Below are 14,706 nucleotides of genomic sequence, written 5' to 3'. Positions count from 1 at the left end.
CCCCGGGGCGTGTCAGGGGCCGTGCTCCGTCCGGGCCGTCGTCACCCGCTCCTCACAGGAGGTCTCTTGACCACCATTCCCGCCGGGGACTTCGACTACGAGCGTCACGGCCACGGCTACGCCGGGCAGCGCCGTACTGACCCCCGTATCGCCGCCCACGTCCACGCCGCGCTCGGGCAGGCCAGGACCGTCGTCAACGTCGGCGCGGGCGCCGGCTCCTACGAGCCGCCGGACCGGCACGTCGTGGCGGTCGAGCCGTCGGCCATGATGCGCGCCCAGCGGCCCCGCCACCTGGCCCCCGCGGTGAACGCCGCGGCCGAGCGGCTGCCCTTCGACGACGGCGCCTTCGACGCGGCCATGGCCACCGTCACCGTCCACCAGTGGAGCGACCTCGGGCAGGGCCTGCGCGAGCTGCGCCGGGTCAGCCGGGGCCCGGTCGTCGTCCTGACCTTCGACCGCGACCTTCTCGGCCTGTACTGGCTCGCCGAGTACGCCCCCGAGATCATCGCCGTGGAGCACCGGCGTTACCCGCCGATCGACCTGATCGCCTCCCACATCGGGAGCCGTGCCGAGGTGCTGCCGGTCGCGATCCCGTTCGACTGCGTCGACGGTTTCGCCGAGGCCTACTACGCCCGCCCCGAACGCTTCCTCGACGCCGAGGTCCGGGCTTCGCAGTCGGCGTGGGGCTTCGTCGACGACGCCGTTCAGGCCCGTACCGTCGATCGGCTGCGGCGCGACCTCGAAAGCGGCGCCTGGGACGAGCGCTTCGGCCACCTGCGTGAGCAGCCCGAGTTCCTCGGCTCCCTCAAGCTCGTCGTCGGGCGTCCATGACCTCGTGGAACGGGATTCGTTCCACGGAACCTCCGCCTTCGCCGGCGACGGCCTCTGAGCGACGGCGGGCCGTTCAGGCCTGGGACTCGGCCTTCCACGCGGGCCAGCGCTGCTCGACCGGGCGGGGAAGATCCGCGGCGTACCACGTGCGCAGCGGCACCCGCACCGGTTTCGACGGCTCAGCCGGCACCGGCGCGTCGGTCAGCCGTGCCAGGGCCTCGTGGTCGGAGGCCTCGGTCGCCAGCCGCTCGTTGCCGACCATCGGAGCTGACCACCAGTTGATCGGCACGCTGGTGCGGACCCGCTGCGCGTGGTCGCGGCTGGGCAGCACCGCGTGGACGGCGTCGCCCCGGGCGACCACGAACCGGTTGCGGCGTGGCGCGATGGTCCACGCGCGTTCGAGGCGGCGCGGGACGAGGGCCGTGCCCTCCTGGTCGCAGACCTGGGAGGAGAAGATGGTCGCACCGCCCGCGTCGCCGAGGTAGAAGACGCTGGCTGCCGTCGGCGGCCGGACGACGCCGTCGCGCATGAACAGCGCCTCGTCCTTGTCCACGTGCCAGGGCTGGAAGTGGTAGGCGGGGGCTCGGCGGACCCACCACTCGACCCCGGCGCCGGGCCGGTCGAGCTGCGGGAGCCCGACCAGTGCCTTCAGGTGGCGCAGGACGGCCGCGATGAGCGGCGGCCCGGGCGCGTCGAGGCCGGTCCAGAAGGACAGCGTGCGGTTGGGCAACGCGGCGGCCGCGGTGCTGAGCGCTTCGAGCAGTGCCGGGGGCAGCACGTCGTCGAAGACCCGCGGCGCGAACGGATCGACATCCATCAGGCACCTCCCCGGGAGCAGCGTTCGGCCAGCGCGGTGCGTACGACGCCGAACCGTTCCAGTGTCATGAGCGCGTCGGCCAACTGGGGGAAGGGGATGGACAGTCTCCGTGCCAGGTCGCCCGCGGTGAGCGGCGGCCGCGCGGCGAGGTGCTCGGCGAACGCGGCCGACCACGACACGCCCCGGATCCGGCCGGCGACGGCCCCGGCGCGGACGATCTCGACGCCGTCGGTTTCGGCCCTCAGCACGACGTTCTCGGACAGGACCGGCTCATCCTGCGGCACCCAGTCGTGATAGGGCGACGCGACCTCTTCGATCCGGTCCAATGCCCAGAGATCCGGCACGCCGGCGTGAGTGACCATGCAACGACCCCTCAGGAGACATGTCAACGTCCGGGCGCTTGATTTGCCGCCGCCGAAATCCGACCATAACAGCGGCCGTCCATTCCCGCCACCCGCACCATTGATTATGTTGTCTGCGCCTGTTAATTTTTGTCAGAATCGTCGTCGACCCTCGAAAGAGGTACGCATGGCTGAGAACCTGGCTTCCGAGTCTGAGCTCCCCGCCGCAGGCGAGGAGCATGTCCAGTTCACTGTCGAAATGATGGAACTCGACAGCAACCCGATCATTCTGCAGCCGAAGTCCTACTGACGTCGCGCATGGCGAATTCGTATCCGGCTGCCTCTGGATCACATTCTGTGGCGTCCGAAAGCAGCGATTTCGCCTATGGTCTCGCCCCCTGGGTGGTCACCGCCGCCCAGGGGGCGAGTGCATTCCTCCTGGGGCCGAAGCTTTCATTGGTCCGCCTTGCGACCGATATGATCGACGCGTCCACAATTGCGCAGTCCATGGGTGCGGACAATGCGGTGGAAGCGGGTTTCATCGAACCTCTCGCGCTTTCCGGCGATTTGGAAACGGGAGATTTCGGCCCGGACGTTTCCGGGCCCGGCGCACCGGTGACGGGAGTGCTCGTGCGCGGCGCCGGCGTGCCGGCCCGCGCGTGCGCCGCGCTGGCCCGCCGTCTGACCGCCGCCGGTCAGGCCCGGTGGGTGGTCGGGCGTCCGTCGCTCCCCGAGACGCTCGTCCTGATCGTCACGCATCGCCAGGCCGACCACGACGCACTGGCCCGCACGCTGCGCGCGGGCCGGCTCCTGCGCGTGGGCGAGTCCTTCGAGGGCCTGTACGTGACCGGCCCCGAGCCGCTGTCCGGGCCGCTGTCCGGGCCGGGGCCGGACCGGCGCTGGGCCTTCGAGCACCGGCTCGCCGAACTCGGCCTGCACGACCGGCCCTCCACGACGCTGTGGCGGTTGCGCGCCGACCCGGACGGCCTGGTCCGCGCCGTGCTGGCCGCGACCCGCCACACCGCGGACGACGCCGTCCTCGCCGACTCCGGGAGGCGGGTCTCCTTCGCCACCCCCGCCGCCCTGCGCCGTACCGCGTTCCGCGACGTGCCGGACACACAGGCGTGGACGTTCGGGATGGTGCGCGGGCTGAAGACCGGGCCAGGAGCGGTCGCGGGCAGCCGCATCGCCACCTGCCGGACCCCCGCCTCCGGTCAGGACCACCTGGAGGGAAACAGCGGCAAGGGAACCGATCCACAGGCCGCGGTGACCGGCGCGGTAGGGGAGGCCGTCGAACGCTACACGGCCTACGAGGCCAACTGGAGCCTGCCACCGGCGGCCAAGACGTCACGCAGGGTCGACCTGGCGCAGTTCCATCCGTACGGCGACGTCTGGGACCGCGGCCCGGCGCCCACGGCCGACTACGTCGACGGCACGGATCTGACCGACCACACCACCGTCGCGGTGCCCAAGGCCCTGGTCACGTTCCCCTACGTCGGTGCCGACCGGCCCACCTACGGCGGCACGACCGGTCTCGCGGCGGCACCGGACGTCGCGGACGCGACCCTGCGCGGTCTGCGCGAGGTGCTTGAGCGCGACAGCCTCTACCACCACTTCACCGGGCTGCGGCCCGCGTACCGGCTGGACACCGCGGCCTCCCTGCGCCGCCTCCGCCTGACCGGCGCCTTCCGCGGCGACCTCTGGGTCCTGCACTGGCCGAACCGGGAATACCTCATGCCCGACGTGCACGCCTTCCACCACGATCCGCACGCCGGGCTGCTCGTGCGCTCCAGCGGATCCGGCCTGACGTTCGACGAGGCCGTCGACTCGGCGATGCTGGAGCTCTGCCAGGTGTACCACGAGGGCGTGCGCGCGCATCGCGCGGGCGCCGCGACGAGCACCGTGCACGCGCGGTGGCGGCGGCCGTCCGTCATCGACGAGTGCCGCCGGTACCTGGACTCCCAGCGCCCGCACGCCGTACCCGAGATGCCGTACCACGACGCGCCCGGACAGCTGGAGCACCTGGTGCGTGGGCTCGCCGCCGCGGACCGCGGACCGATCGTCGTCCGGCTGCCGCTGCGCGGCCCCGACTGGACCGTGGTGCGGGTGCTGGTACCGGGGGCGGCGACCGTGCCGTACGCCTCGGCCAGCCGCGGCGGGGCCCGGTTACCCACCGACGCGCCGTGGCGGCACGGCATACCGACCTGACCGGCCGACGACGACAAGGAGCCGAAGTGAGCACCATCGACGCGTTCCGTGAACTTCAGGACGCTCTGACCGCCGTCGAGGAACAGACGGAAACGGCCGACGACGACCGTTCTGCGCACGCGCTGGCCGCCGCCCTCGCGGGCTCGACGGCACTCGCCCGGGTGGACCCGGGCCTGCTCCTCGCGGAACTGCTGGCGGACCCGCGAGGCTGGCCGGACCAGTCATGGGAGAACTACTTCGGCAACGCCTGCATCACCGTGGTCAGGACCGAGACGATCCGGGTCGACGTCCTGTACTGGCTGCAGAACTCCTCCACCCTGCACAAGCACGTGTCGTCCGGCGCGTTCCTGGCGCTCAGCGGCCGCCGTGTCCACCTTGAGTACGACTTCTCCGCACTCGACGCGCTCGGTGACGGTGTCACGTCCGCGACACTGTCGGCGACCAGCCGCACCATGATGCGCGCCGCGTCGGTCTCGCCGATCCTGCCGACCCTCGTCCACGAGCTCTACTGGATCGAGAAGCCGTCGGTGACGGTGGCGGTGCGACGCGCGCCCGCCCAACCCGAGGCGGGCGGTCCCGCGCATCGGCCGCACGAGTTCGTCGGTCCCGGCATCGGATACCTGCCCGCCGCCTTCCACCGCACGTCCAACGTCCAGCGATGGATCGACGGGCTCGGCATGCTGCGCCGCGCGAACCGGCGGCTGTACCTGCGAACGCTGGAACAGGCGATGACCGTGGTGGACCCGATCCATCTCATCCACGTGCTCGACGAGCTGAGCGACAACCCGCCCGACGAGGTGTCGGCGTTGCTGGAACGGGCCGCCGCGGCCCGCGCCGACGACGACCTCGCCAGGCTCGCCCCGACGGTGCCCGAGTTCCGCCGCCGGAAGATCTTCTCCCGTTTGTTCGCCCCCGGTGTCGACGCGCAGCTGCTGGCCGGCCTGCTGTGGGCGGGCGCAGAGGGCGGAGAACTGGCCGCCTTCCTCAAGGACGAGGGCGTCACCGATCCCGACCGGTTCGTCCGCGACCACGGCGAGTCGCTCAGCGCCCGGGACCCCCGCGTCGCCCCCTACGTCGAGCACGCCCGGCGGTCGCTGCGATGAGCGGGCGACCGGACATCACCACGTTGTGGGAGAGCGGGCCCGGCGTGATCGACCCGCCCTGGGACACCGGCGCCTTCACCGAGGAGCGGCTGTTCACGCTCGCGTGCACCGCCGCCGCCACCCGTACGACGCTGCCCGACCCGCAGGACGTACGGCTCTTCACCGACGACAACATCGTCAACCCCACCCAGCTCGACCCGTACCTGCCCGGCCGCGGGCTGGACAGCGGCTTCGCCGGATACGCCGACCGTCTCCGCGGTCAGGTGCGGTCCTTCGCGTTGACCGTCAACTCGCTCCAGCAGTTCGACTGGGACTTCTGGCGCGTCCTGCGCCGCCAGGCCGACGCCGTCATCGCCGCGACCGGTTCGGAGGCGGCCGGTGGGGTCGACTGCCACCTCATCGCCTCCGCGTACGGCACCGCGCCGACACTGATCCACAAGGACACCGCAGGCGTCTTCACCCACGTCATCAGCGGCACCAAGCGCTACTACACATGGCCCTTCGAGGTGTTCGGCCACGTCGCGGGTGCCGAGGCGACCCAGCGTCAGGTGAACCTGCCCGCGTCGGTGCGCGTCGAGGACCATCGCGACACGGCCACCGTGGTCGAGGGCGGCGCGGGCACCGTCATGTACTGGCCGTCGGACCGCTGGCACTGCGCGACCTCCGACGGGGAGGCGACGGTGTCCCTGCACATGGCGTACTACCAGTGGGACGACCGGCTCGCCACGGTGCTGCGGCGGCTGCGCAAGCAGGCCGAGGCCGACCTGGGCGTCGCCCGGTTCCTGGGCGGCACACCGGGGGAGGAGGGCACCGACCGGGCCGACGCCGTCGAGGCGGCCGTGCGCAAGGCCCTGACCCGCGTCCTCGAAGGCACCGGCCTGGACCTGCAGACGCGCCTCAGCCGGTTGCGGCGCAGGACCGCGTCGAACTTCGAGGTGGTGCCGCCGCCGCGGCCGTGCCCCGGCCTCGCGGCCACCGACCTGCTCACGGTCCCGGACGTGTCGGCCGTGGCGACACTGGTCGTCGACGACACGACCTATCTGGCGGCCAACGGGCACGTCATGCGTGTGCGCGGCGGCGGATGGCTCGACGGATTCCTGGCCACGCTGGAGCCGGGTACGACGCGGACCCTCGCCGGATGGAGCGAGACGATGCGCGCCTCCGGTGGCCCGCCGGGCCTCGCCGAAGCCGCGACGCTCATGCGGGAACTGGTCCGGCGCGGCGCACTGGACCAGGAAAGGACGACGTCATGAAGCTGACAGACGGGGCGTTCGTGGCCGTCAAGGACGGCCGGCTCGTCCTCGGCCACGTCGACCGGCCGTTCACCCTCTGGCAGGTCGATCCGGGTGTCCTCGTCGTGCTGGCGGAGATCGCGCGCGGCACGGCGGCGCAGGACCTGCCCGAGGCGCTCGCCCCTCTGACCGGGCTCGACCGGCACTCGGCCGCCGCCCTGCTCGGGCATCTGCGCGGGGCCCGTGTCGTGGCCGACGAACCGGGCGTCGCCCTGCGTGACGTACACGCCGAAATCGCGAAGGTCGTGTCCGCCGCTCCCGACCTCGACCACGACCACGACTTCCTCCAGGCCGCCCGGCAGTGTGAGGACCTCACCCTCACCTCGGCCGCCGCGCAGTACGCCCTGTGGTCGGCGGTGGGACACATCGCCGGCAACGCCATCCCGGGCGCCGTGGTGGAGTGCGGCGTCTGGCGGGGCGGCAGCATGCTGCTGGCCGCGCTGGCCCTGCTCAACCACCACGTCGAGGACCGCGACCTGTACCTGTTCGACACCTTCGACTGGGCCTGGGAACCGGCCGGTGGGCACGACGGCATGGTCGGGGCGGGGGATCAGACGACCGGCGCCGAGGCCGCGACGCCGGAGCACATGTCATCTGGCACCTCCGCCGCCGAGATCCACAAACGGATCACCACGGCGGGGTACCCGGGCGAGCGTGTGCACTGTGTGACCGGGTTCGTCCAGGACACCGTCCCCGGGCACGCGCCGGACCGCATCGCGCTGCTGCGCCTGGACACGGACCAGTACGAGTCGACCCTGCACGAGCTGCGTGAGCTGTACCCGAGAGTGGTACCCCACGGGGTGGTCATCGTCGACGACTACGGCAAGTTGAGCGGCGCCACGCGAGCCACCGATGAGTACCTCGCCGGGCTGGACCATCGGGTGCTGCTGCACCGCATCGACACCCAGGGCCGTGTCTTCGTGAAACCCGCTGAAAGGTAGGAACGATGCCAGACGTCATTGATTTCGCGGTACGCCCGCGGTTCAGCGACCGCGCGTCCCTGACCGTCGACGACGGCGTGGTGCGCATCGAGGACGGCACGTACCGCGCCGAGTTCCCGGCGCGCACCGCCGAAACCCCGGACCTCACGCGGCTGGCGCACGGCGTGCCGCCGCAGCAGCTGCTGTCCGAGGTGGGCGGCTGGCTCGGATGCGGCGAACGTGAGGCGCGCGCGGCCGTTCAGCGGCTGTTCAGCACCGGCCTGCTGGTCGACCCCGACGCCGCCCGGCAGGAGCACGTGCCCGGGACGTACGTGGCGTGCAGGCTGCTCGACGTGTTCCGCCGCCGGTTCCCGGCCGCGGTCCGCGACGCGCCCCTGCTGCGCGCCCTGGCCGAGGGCCCGAACCCGGGGCTCGCGCTCGGATTCCTCGTGGAGACCTACTTCGTCGTGCGGAGCGCCCGCTGGTCCAGCGAGCCGGTGTTCCGGCACGACATGACCGGCGCCCAGCGCGCGGCGCTGGAGGATTTCCGCGACTCGGAGTCCGGCCACGGCGAGCTGCTGCTGAGCGGCTTCGCCTTCGCCGGTCTCGACGTCGACGTCCTGCGCCGGGCTCCGGAGGCCGTCGAGACGATGGCCTACAGCCACGCCTACGGCGCCTTCGCCTGGCAGGGCGTGGCGCAGTTCGCGGCCGCGCTCGTCCTGCCCGAGGTTCCGGCGCCGCGGTCCGGCGGGACGCGGTCGGGCGACGACGTGCTGGACCTGCTCGCCCGTGACCACGGCGTGCCGGACCGCCTGATCAAGGTGTTCCGCGCGCACGAGGACGACGACGTCGAGGGCGACCACGCCGGGCTGCCCGCGTTGCTGCTGTCGGAGGAGCGTCACCTCACACCGGCCGTCGTTGAGCATCTGTTCGTCATCCTGCGGCAGATGATCGACCTGTACCGGGGGCATCTCGACGCGGTGCACCGGCGGTACGCGCGGTGGACACCCGACGCGGCGGCGGCACGGCTGCCCGACAACGCGTTCCGGATCTGAGCCATGACGACGACGAGCTTCTACGATGGCCTCCTCGGGACCGTGTACGCCAACGCCATCGCCGACCAACGCTTTGTCGAGGACGACGTGTTCACCCAACTGGTCGCCGGCGCCGACGGCCCGGCCCTGGAGCTGGGCAGCGGCACCGGACGCCTGATGCTGCGCCTGCTCGCCGCCGGGCACGACGTCGAGGGGCTGGAGATCTCCGACGAGATGACCGACGTGTGCGTCACCGAGGCGGGCCGCCTCGGGCTGCGTCCGGTGGTGCATCGCGGCAGCTTCGCGCCGCTCGACGCGTCGCTGCGCGGGTACGCGGTGATCTTCTGCCCGCTCAACGCGTTCAGCTTCATCGTGGACGACGCCCTCGCCATGACCGCGGTGCGCAGCTACGCCGCCGCGCTCAAGCCCGGCGGCGTCCTCGCGCTCGCCGGTTCGGCCGGTGAGGACGCGCTGCGCGACGGCACCGGCTGGATCCGGCGCCCCGACGTGCCGGTCGCCGAGGCCGCACTCGCGCAGGTCGAGGAGCGACGGACGCCCGACGCCGACGGCCGGTGCCTGCGGATCGAACGGGTCATCCGGATCGTCGGCCCCGACGGAACCGTACGGCGGACACAACACGGGACACAGCTGCGGCGGTTGCGCCCGATCGCCGCGCTCGCCGAGATGTTCGCGGACGCGGGGCTCGACACGCTGCACGCCCACGGCACCGACGCCGACTACATTCTCACCGGCCGCAAGGGATGAACCACACCACCATGTCCACCGATGTCACTCAGGTCCGCCGAGGGGCCGCCGCTGTCTTCCTCGTCGCGGTGTTCGTCTCGGCCGTCGGCGACGAGATCGCCGCCATCGCGGTCATGTTCCACCTCGCCGAGACCGGGCGGTCCTTCCTCGTCGCCGCGCTGCTGGTGCTGCAACTGGTGCCCGCCGTACTGCTCGCGCCGCTGGCCGGCCAGCTGCTCGACCGGCGTGACGCCGGGCGGATGCTCGCCCTGGTGTCCGGGATTCAGGCCGTCGTCGTGCTGGCCATGAGCGCCTGGCCGAACACGGCCGTCCTGCTCGGCGGCTCGACGCTGGTCGGCCTGTGCGCGGCCGTTTCCACCCCGGCGGCGATCGTGCTGATCCCGCTGCTGGCCGGCGAGGCCTTCCCGACCCGGGCGAACGGGCTGCTGGAGGTCAGCCGCTCGGCGTCCACGCTCGCCGGTCCGGTCGTCGGTGGTGTGCTGGTGGCGAGCATCGGACTCCGTCCGGCGCTGCTGGTCGACGCCGTGTCCTTCGCCCTCGCCGCGGCCGCGATCGTGCTCATCAAGGTGCGCCGCCCGGTCGACGACGACGGCCGGGTGTGGTGGACGGGCGCGACCGACGGCATCAGGTTCCTGGCCCGCCAGAGCGACCTGCGCACCATCCTGCCCATCGTGGTCATCACCGTTTCGGCCAGCTCGATGGTCAACGTGGCGCTGGTGTTCCTCGTCAAGGGCCCCCTGCACTCGGGCGCCACGGCCCTGGGTGTGCTGACCGCGGCGTGGGGCGTCGGCGCCCTGGTCGGCGCGGCCCTCGGGTCCCGTCGCGAGTTCCGGACTCCCGAACGTGTCGTGCTGGTCGGCGCCGCCGCCATGGGCGTGGCGATCCTCGCGTACGGACTCGTCAACGCCGTCGTGCTCGCGGTCGTCGCGGCGCTCGCGGCGGGCGCGGCCAACGCCTACCAGAACATGGGCATGCGTACGGCGGTGCAGATCCGCACCCCGAACGAGCTGCTGGGCCGCGCGCACGCCGCAGCGGGTTCGATCGTCAACTCGTTCTTCCTGGTCGGTTTCGTGCTCGGCGGCGTCTTCGCCGCGGGCAACCCTCGCGCTACGTTCATCGTCTCCGGCGCGGTCACGGTCGCGGCGGCCGCCGTCGGCCTTGTGCTCATGGCCGCCCGGCGCGCGACCGTGCCGCAGGACGGCGCCGCCGCGCTCCCGGGAGATCTCAATTGATCTCCTCCTCGCGCCGCGGCGACGTCGGCGCCGCGGTGCGCGTGGTCCCCGACAGCCCGTACAGCGCGATCTGCGTGGTGGTGGCCCGCGGTTACCTCGACGACCCGGTGTCCGGCGCGGGCCTCGCCCACCTCTTCGAACACGTGTGGTTCGCGCACGAGCTCGACGCGCCGACCGTCGAGTGGGGGGAGACCCGCGAGCACGCCGTCGTGCTGCACCACGTGTGCCCGCCGGAGGAGGTTCCGGCGGTCGTCTCCGCCCTGGCGCAACGGCTGTTGCGCTGCCGCGCCGCCCTGCCCGACGCGATGGCGCCGCGCGTCGCGGCCTCGCTGAGGCTCATCGCGCTGGAGCGGCGCACCGGACGGGAACGGCGGGTCTTCGGGTTTCCGCGCCGCGACATCGCCCGGGCCTTGCGCGGCGACCCCGGCTTCGATCCTGTCGCCGTCGACACCGACGGCCTGCGGTTCGACGACATCACCTCCTTCCTGACCGGGCGCCGCCTCGCCGTGTGCGTCGCGGGACCGCAGGCGTCGCCCCTGCCGTCGCCCGAGGACCTGCTGGCCGCCTTCGCCGTACCGCCTGACCAGGACGGAACGGCGCCGGCGCCGGCGCCGGCACTGGCCGGCGGCTGGACCGTCGCCACCGACGACGTCGAGGCGAGCGCCACCGCCTGGCTTCTTCCGCCCACCGTGGACGTCGCGGCGGCGGCCTGGCTCGCCATCGGCCTGATCGAGCGATGCCCGCCACCGGCCGGGCTGCGGTGGGTGTCGGGACGGGTCGTCTCCCCGTTCGGCGCGGCGGCGGTGCGCGGCGGCCACCTGTTCGCGGTCGCCGCCGGTCTGGCGGACGGACCCGCTCCGGATCTCGTCCACGATCACCTGCTCCCGTTGCTGCGCGGCGACCTGGCACAGTTCGACGCGGTGCGCGCCACCACCGACGCGATCCGGATCGAGGCCGCCGACCAGGCCGCCATCGACGCGATCGACCTGATCGGCCCGGCGACCGGTCACGACGCGGTACGGCACGCGGTCCGCGAGGCGTCCACGGACACGATGCGGGACTTCGCCGAGTTGCTCGCCGAAAGCCCGCACGCGGACTTCCGCGCGTGCGCCGGGTCGCGGCGGTGACGGCCTGGGAGCGCCGCGACGGCGACCGCAGCGTGCGGTACGTGCACACCGGCGACCCGCAGCCACGCCTGCACCTGCGCGCAGACGGCCCCCCACCGGACGAGCCCGTGGTCCAGCTCGTCCACGACGCGCTGACCCTCCCACGGGTCTGGGCCTTCGGCGCCCGCCTCGGTGAGGCCGCCCCGCTCGTCGACCACGGCCGTGTCATCGGCGTGGACGTGACGATGCCGGAGCTCGACCCGGCATGTGTTTGGGAACAGGCGGCGCGCCTGCACGACGTCGTGCGGGCGGCCCCGGTGTTCGACGAGCGGGCAGGGCGTGCGCTGGAGAGGGCCGCCGCAGCGTCCGTCGAAACGTCGCACCGCCTCGCCACCCTGGCCACGCTCTTCGCCCGGCCGGGAAACCCCGACCGGATCCACGCCGGGCGGCTCGTCGCCGACGTCGTGCGCGCCGCCCGGCGGCTGCTTGAGGAGCCCGCGGAGGCTGTGCCGGTCGGCGTGGCCGTCACCGCGGCGCTCGGGCCGGGCACCCTGGCGTCGGGCGAGGACCCGGCGCTAGGCCTGCACCGGCCCCGCAGGCCACCGGCGTGGCTTGAGATCGGTTCACCACGCGCGGATCTGGCCTATCTGCAGGTCCGGCGTGCGATTCCGCCGGTCCGCACGGTACGGGAGCTCGCCGCGACCCTCATCGCCAACCAGGCGGCGTTCGGGCCGTACCGCTCGGAGCTCGACGACGTCATACGGTCCCGTGCAGCGGTGAGCTACCTGTGGGACTGCGTGACGGACCTCGCCCGCGGCGAGTTCGTCATGCTCGCCGCACCGGACGCGGCGACGGCCGACCGCGTGGTGTCACTGATTCACGCGGCGCACGCGGACGCGGCGCGTCCCTCGGCACGCCCGGTCGAGGACGCCAGGCGCATCGTACGGACCCAGGTGCTGCGCCGTCTCGCGTCGACGAACTCCCTGCTGCTCGCGCACGGAGAGGCGCAACGTTCCGGCCTGCCGGTGGATCTGTGGACGGCCCTGTCGGCGGCGCTGCGGGATGTGACCTTCACCGAGGTGGACGCGGCGGTGCCCGGCGTGTACGCCGAGCCGCTCGCCACCACCCTGGTCGTGCCGGTGCGGCCGGACGTTCAGCAGGCGTCCACCGCCCCGGCGGCGTAGGCGACGTCGAGCACCGCGACCACGTCGGCCGGCAGCCCGTCCTTCCCCCGCCACGCGTCGAGGCTCAGGACCGCGCCCACAGCCAGGTCGCCCAGCGCGGTGAGCAGGGAAACCAACGGCTGTCGCGGCGGGATGCGGAACGAGCGGCCGTTGACCGCCACGATCACCGTTCTCTGGTCCGCGGCGTCGGTCGCCCAGGAGACGGGTGTACGCTGCGCCGCGCGCACGCCCGTCGCGCGCCGCCAGTCGGGCGGTGTGCGCTGAGGGAGTTCGGGGAGGATCTCGAAGTTGGCCGTGCTGTGCCGCGTCAGGCCCCACTGGTGCACGGCGGAGGTGGCGGCCGCGGCGGCGGTGTGCCCGAACGTCAGTGCTTCCGCGGCCAGTTCGTGTTCCGCGGTGCTCCATCGCGGTGTCGGCGCGCCGAGCCCGGCGCGGGCGAAGGCGCCGGCCCACACCGGCCCCATGTCGCGGAAGTTGTGCGTCGCGAGATGCAGGCTCAGCGACGGCCGTCCGTCGGACTCGCCGCAGTGCCAGTAGGACGCCGGCCAGTAGAGCACGTCGCCCGGTACGCCGGTCAGCCGCAGCGGCGGCGTGCCGACGGCTTCGGGCCCGATGCCGAGCGCGACGTACTCGTGCTCCGGGTCGCAACCGTCCGGCGCGTGGCCGACGAGCGTCTCGAACGGCCACAGCAACATCGTCTTGACGCCTTCGGCCACGTACAGGAAGACGTCGGCGGTGTCCTTGTGGATGCGGGTCGGCCCCGACGCGTACGAGCCGGCGACGATGAAACAGTCCGAGACGCCCGCGGGAAGTCCGCGCTCGGTGCCGCGCAGCCGGACGAACACGTCACGAGCGAACCGGTACAGGCCGGCGGAGTGCGACTGTGCCGAGTTGGCCACCACGCTCCAGCCGACGTTCAACGACTGTGACACCCGTCGCGCGTAGGGGCCGAACTCGGACTCGCCGGGACCGGGGAGGCAGTCGCCGAGCTCCGCCGCCACCCGCGGCACGGTGAAGACCTTGACGTCGTCGGGCCGGCGGTGGGTCCCGGCGCGCACGGCGGTGCCGATGCCGCGCAGGATGCCGTAGGTGTCGACCGCGTCGATGCCGTCGAGGCCACGCAGGACGCACGGGTCGTGCCCCCAGCCCGGTGGTAGCCGATCGAAGTCGAAGACCGGGACGGAGGCGGTGCGCCCGGTCACAACGCCCTGGCCGGCGCCGCGGTGGGGCGCCGGTACTCCGCCGATCCGGACCGCTCGACGAGGCCGAGATCCGCCAGCAGCCGCCGCAGCCGTGCGACGTCGTCGCCCGCGTGGGAGAGGATCGCGTTGACCTCGCCCTCGGTCAGGGTCTGGTCCTCGGGCAGGAGGCCGGCGAGGACCCTGGCGATCACATCGAGGTCTTCGGAGCGCTTCGGCAGGTCGACGATGCGGCCGTGGGCGAGGTAGCGGCGCAGCGGCGACTCCGGTGGGATCGCCTGGCACAGCGCGGTCATCTCCACCACCGAGTCGCCGACCCGCCCCAGCGAGGCGATGTCGGCGATCAGCGCGTCACCCTCGCGACGCAGCACGCCGGCCTCGACCAGCCGCATCACGTCGCGGGACAGGCTCCTGACGTCCAGCTCCAGAGCGCGGGCCAGCTCCGCCAGCCGCACCGCACCGGACTCCTTGTTCATCGTCACGACCGTGTTGACGATGGCCAACCGCCGGTCGTTGGACAACGCCAGCAGAATTTCAGAGGCGTCACTGAGGATGGCGGAAGTGGCGCGGGACCCCGATTTCGCTGCGGCAGACATGGGTCGACAGTTTACCAGTTGCCGAATATCTTTCAACGAAAGATGATTCATAAATGGTTAACCTCAGCGGGCGGTCGT

The 14,706-nt window shown here is 72.6% G+C and carries 15 protein-coding genes; 11 read left to right on the top strand and 4 right to left on the bottom strand.

Going from position 1 to position 14,706, the window contains the following annotated elements; genetic code table 11:
• The first annotated feature begins 66 nt into the window (after positions 1-66).
• Complete coding sequence (locus tag ACIBVQ_RS31780) at positions 67-831, top strand: methyltransferase domain-containing protein (protein ID WP_352013419.1); 765 nt, start codon at positions 67-69, stop codon at positions 829-831.
• Between the two features lie 73 nt (positions 832-904).
• On the opposite strand, the gene ACIBVQ_RS31775 is transcribed toward ACIBVQ_RS31780, so the two are convergent.
• Positions 905-1,648, bottom strand: coding sequence for a hypothetical protein (locus ACIBVQ_RS31775; RefSeq protein ID WP_399181985.1), 744 nt, complete (start codon positions 1,646-1,648; stop codon positions 905-907).
• Positions 1,648-2,010, bottom strand: a complete 363-nt coding sequence (locus ACIBVQ_RS31770; RefSeq protein WP_399181983.1) for a hypothetical protein — start codon at positions 2,008-2,010, stop codon at positions 1,648-1,650. The genes ACIBVQ_RS31775 and ACIBVQ_RS31770 overlap by 1 nt, the downstream gene beginning before the upstream one ends.
• 166 nt (positions 2,011-2,176) lie before the next feature.
• On the opposite strand from ACIBVQ_RS31770, the gene ACIBVQ_RS31765 reads away from it, so the two are divergent.
• From ACIBVQ_RS31765 to ACIBVQ_RS31720, 10 genes are all read left to right on the top strand, one after another.
• Positions 2,177-2,299, top strand: coding sequence for a hypothetical protein (locus ACIBVQ_RS31765; RefSeq protein WP_352013422.1), 123 nt, complete (start codon positions 2,177-2,179; stop codon positions 2,297-2,299).
• A gap of 320 nt (positions 2,300-2,619) precedes the next feature.
• A complete protein-coding gene (locus ACIBVQ_RS31760; RefSeq protein ID WP_399181981.1) occupies positions 2,620-4,197 on the top strand; it encodes a YcaO-like family protein in 1,578 nt (525 codons plus the stop codon).
• Positions 4,198-4,223: 26 nt separating this feature from the next.
• Complete coding sequence (locus ACIBVQ_RS31755) at positions 4,224-5,300, top strand: hypothetical protein (RefSeq protein WP_399181979.1); 1,077 nt, start codon at positions 4,224-4,226, stop codon at positions 5,298-5,300.
• Positions 5,297-6,553, top strand: coding sequence for a hypothetical protein (locus ACIBVQ_RS31750; protein WP_399181977.1), 1,257 nt, complete (start codon positions 5,297-5,299; stop codon positions 6,551-6,553). The genes ACIBVQ_RS31755 and ACIBVQ_RS31750 overlap by 4 nt, the downstream gene beginning before the upstream one ends.
• Positions 6,550-7,533 carry a TylF/MycF/NovP-related O-methyltransferase gene (locus tag ACIBVQ_RS31745; RefSeq protein WP_399181975.1) on the top strand — a complete coding sequence of 328 codons (984 nt, stop codon included), beginning with the start codon at positions 6,550-6,552 and terminating at the stop codon, positions 7,531-7,533. The genes ACIBVQ_RS31750 and ACIBVQ_RS31745 overlap by 4 nt, the downstream gene beginning before the upstream one ends.
• 5 nt (positions 7,534-7,538) lie before the next feature.
• Positions 7,539-8,567, top strand: a complete 1,029-nt coding sequence (locus ACIBVQ_RS31740) for a hypothetical protein (protein ID WP_362778970.1) — start codon at positions 7,539-7,541, stop codon at positions 8,565-8,567.
• A gap of 3 nt (positions 8,568-8,570) precedes the next feature.
• Positions 8,571-9,311: a class I SAM-dependent methyltransferase gene (locus tag ACIBVQ_RS31735; RefSeq protein WP_399181972.1), complete on the top strand. Its 741-nt coding sequence runs from the start codon at positions 8,571-8,573 to the stop codon at positions 9,309-9,311.
• Between the two features lie 11 nt (positions 9,312-9,322).
• A complete protein-coding gene (locus ACIBVQ_RS31730; RefSeq protein ID WP_352013429.1) occupies positions 9,323-10,543 on the top strand; it encodes an MFS transporter in 1,221 nt (406 codons plus the stop codon).
• Complete coding sequence (locus ACIBVQ_RS31725; RefSeq protein ID WP_399181970.1) at positions 10,540-11,670, top strand: hypothetical protein; 1,131 nt, start codon at positions 10,540-10,542, stop codon at positions 11,668-11,670. The genes ACIBVQ_RS31730 and ACIBVQ_RS31725 overlap by 4 nt, the downstream gene beginning before the upstream one ends.
• Entirely contained in the window at positions 11,649-12,833 is a 1,185-nt protein-coding gene (locus ACIBVQ_RS31720) for a hypothetical protein (protein ID WP_399181967.1), read from the top strand. Before ACIBVQ_RS31725 ends, ACIBVQ_RS31720 begins: the two co-directional genes overlap by 22 nt.
• On the opposite strand, the gene ACIBVQ_RS31715 is transcribed toward ACIBVQ_RS31720, so the two are convergent.
• Complete coding sequence (locus tag ACIBVQ_RS31715; RefSeq protein WP_399181965.1) at positions 12,803-14,035, bottom strand: hypothetical protein; 1,233 nt, start codon at positions 14,033-14,035, stop codon at positions 12,803-12,805. The two genes, ACIBVQ_RS31720 and ACIBVQ_RS31715, sit on opposite strands and share 31 nt — an antisense overlap.
• On the bottom strand, positions 14,032-14,628 hold the full coding sequence (locus ACIBVQ_RS31710) for a DUF2087 domain-containing protein (RefSeq protein WP_399181963.1): 597 nt from the start codon (positions 14,626-14,628) through the stop codon (positions 14,032-14,034). The genes ACIBVQ_RS31715 and ACIBVQ_RS31710 overlap by 4 nt, the downstream gene beginning before the upstream one ends.
• Positions 14,629-14,706: the final 78 nt, after the last annotated feature.

Source organism: Streptosporangium sp. NPDC049376 (assembly GCF_044466505.1).
Classification (GTDB): Bacteria; Actinomycetota; Actinomycetes; order Streptosporangiales; family Streptosporangiaceae; genus Streptosporangium.
The sequence above is the reverse complement of the archived record's forward strand: the minus strand, read 5'-3'. Positions and strand labels throughout refer to the sequence as shown.

Coding starts and splice junctions, on each gene's coding strand:
- ACIBVQ_RS31775 (WP_399181985.1), bottom strand. CDS start 1,648: ATGGATGTCGATCCGTTCGCGCCGCGGGTCTTCGACGACGTGCTGCCC.
- ACIBVQ_RS31770 (WP_399181983.1), bottom strand. CDS start 2,010: ATGGTCACTCACGCCGGCGTGCCGGATCTCTGGGCATTGGACCGGATC.
- ACIBVQ_RS31765 (WP_352013422.1), top strand. CDS start 2,177: ATGGCTGAGAACCTGGCTTCCGAGTCTGAGCTCCCCGCCGCAGGCGAG.
- ACIBVQ_RS31750 (WP_399181977.1), top strand. CDS start 5,297: ATGAGCGGGCGACCGGACATCACCACGTTGTGGGAGAGCGGGCCCGGC.
- ACIBVQ_RS31745 (WP_399181975.1), top strand. CDS start 6,550: ATGAAGCTGACAGACGGGGCGTTCGTGGCCGTCAAGGACGGCCGGCTC.
- ACIBVQ_RS31740 (WP_362778970.1), top strand. CDS start 7,539: ATGCCAGACGTCATTGATTTCGCGGTACGCCCGCGGTTCAGCGACCGC.
- ACIBVQ_RS31735 (WP_399181972.1), top strand. CDS start 8,571: ATGACGACGACGAGCTTCTACGATGGCCTCCTCGGGACCGTGTACGCC.
- ACIBVQ_RS31730 (WP_352013429.1), top strand. CDS start 9,323: ATGTCCACCGATGTCACTCAGGTCCGCCGAGGGGCCGCCGCTGTCTTC.
- ACIBVQ_RS31710 (WP_399181963.1), bottom strand. CDS start 14,628: ATGTCTGCCGCAGCGAAATCGGGGTCCCGCGCCACTTCCGCCATCCTC.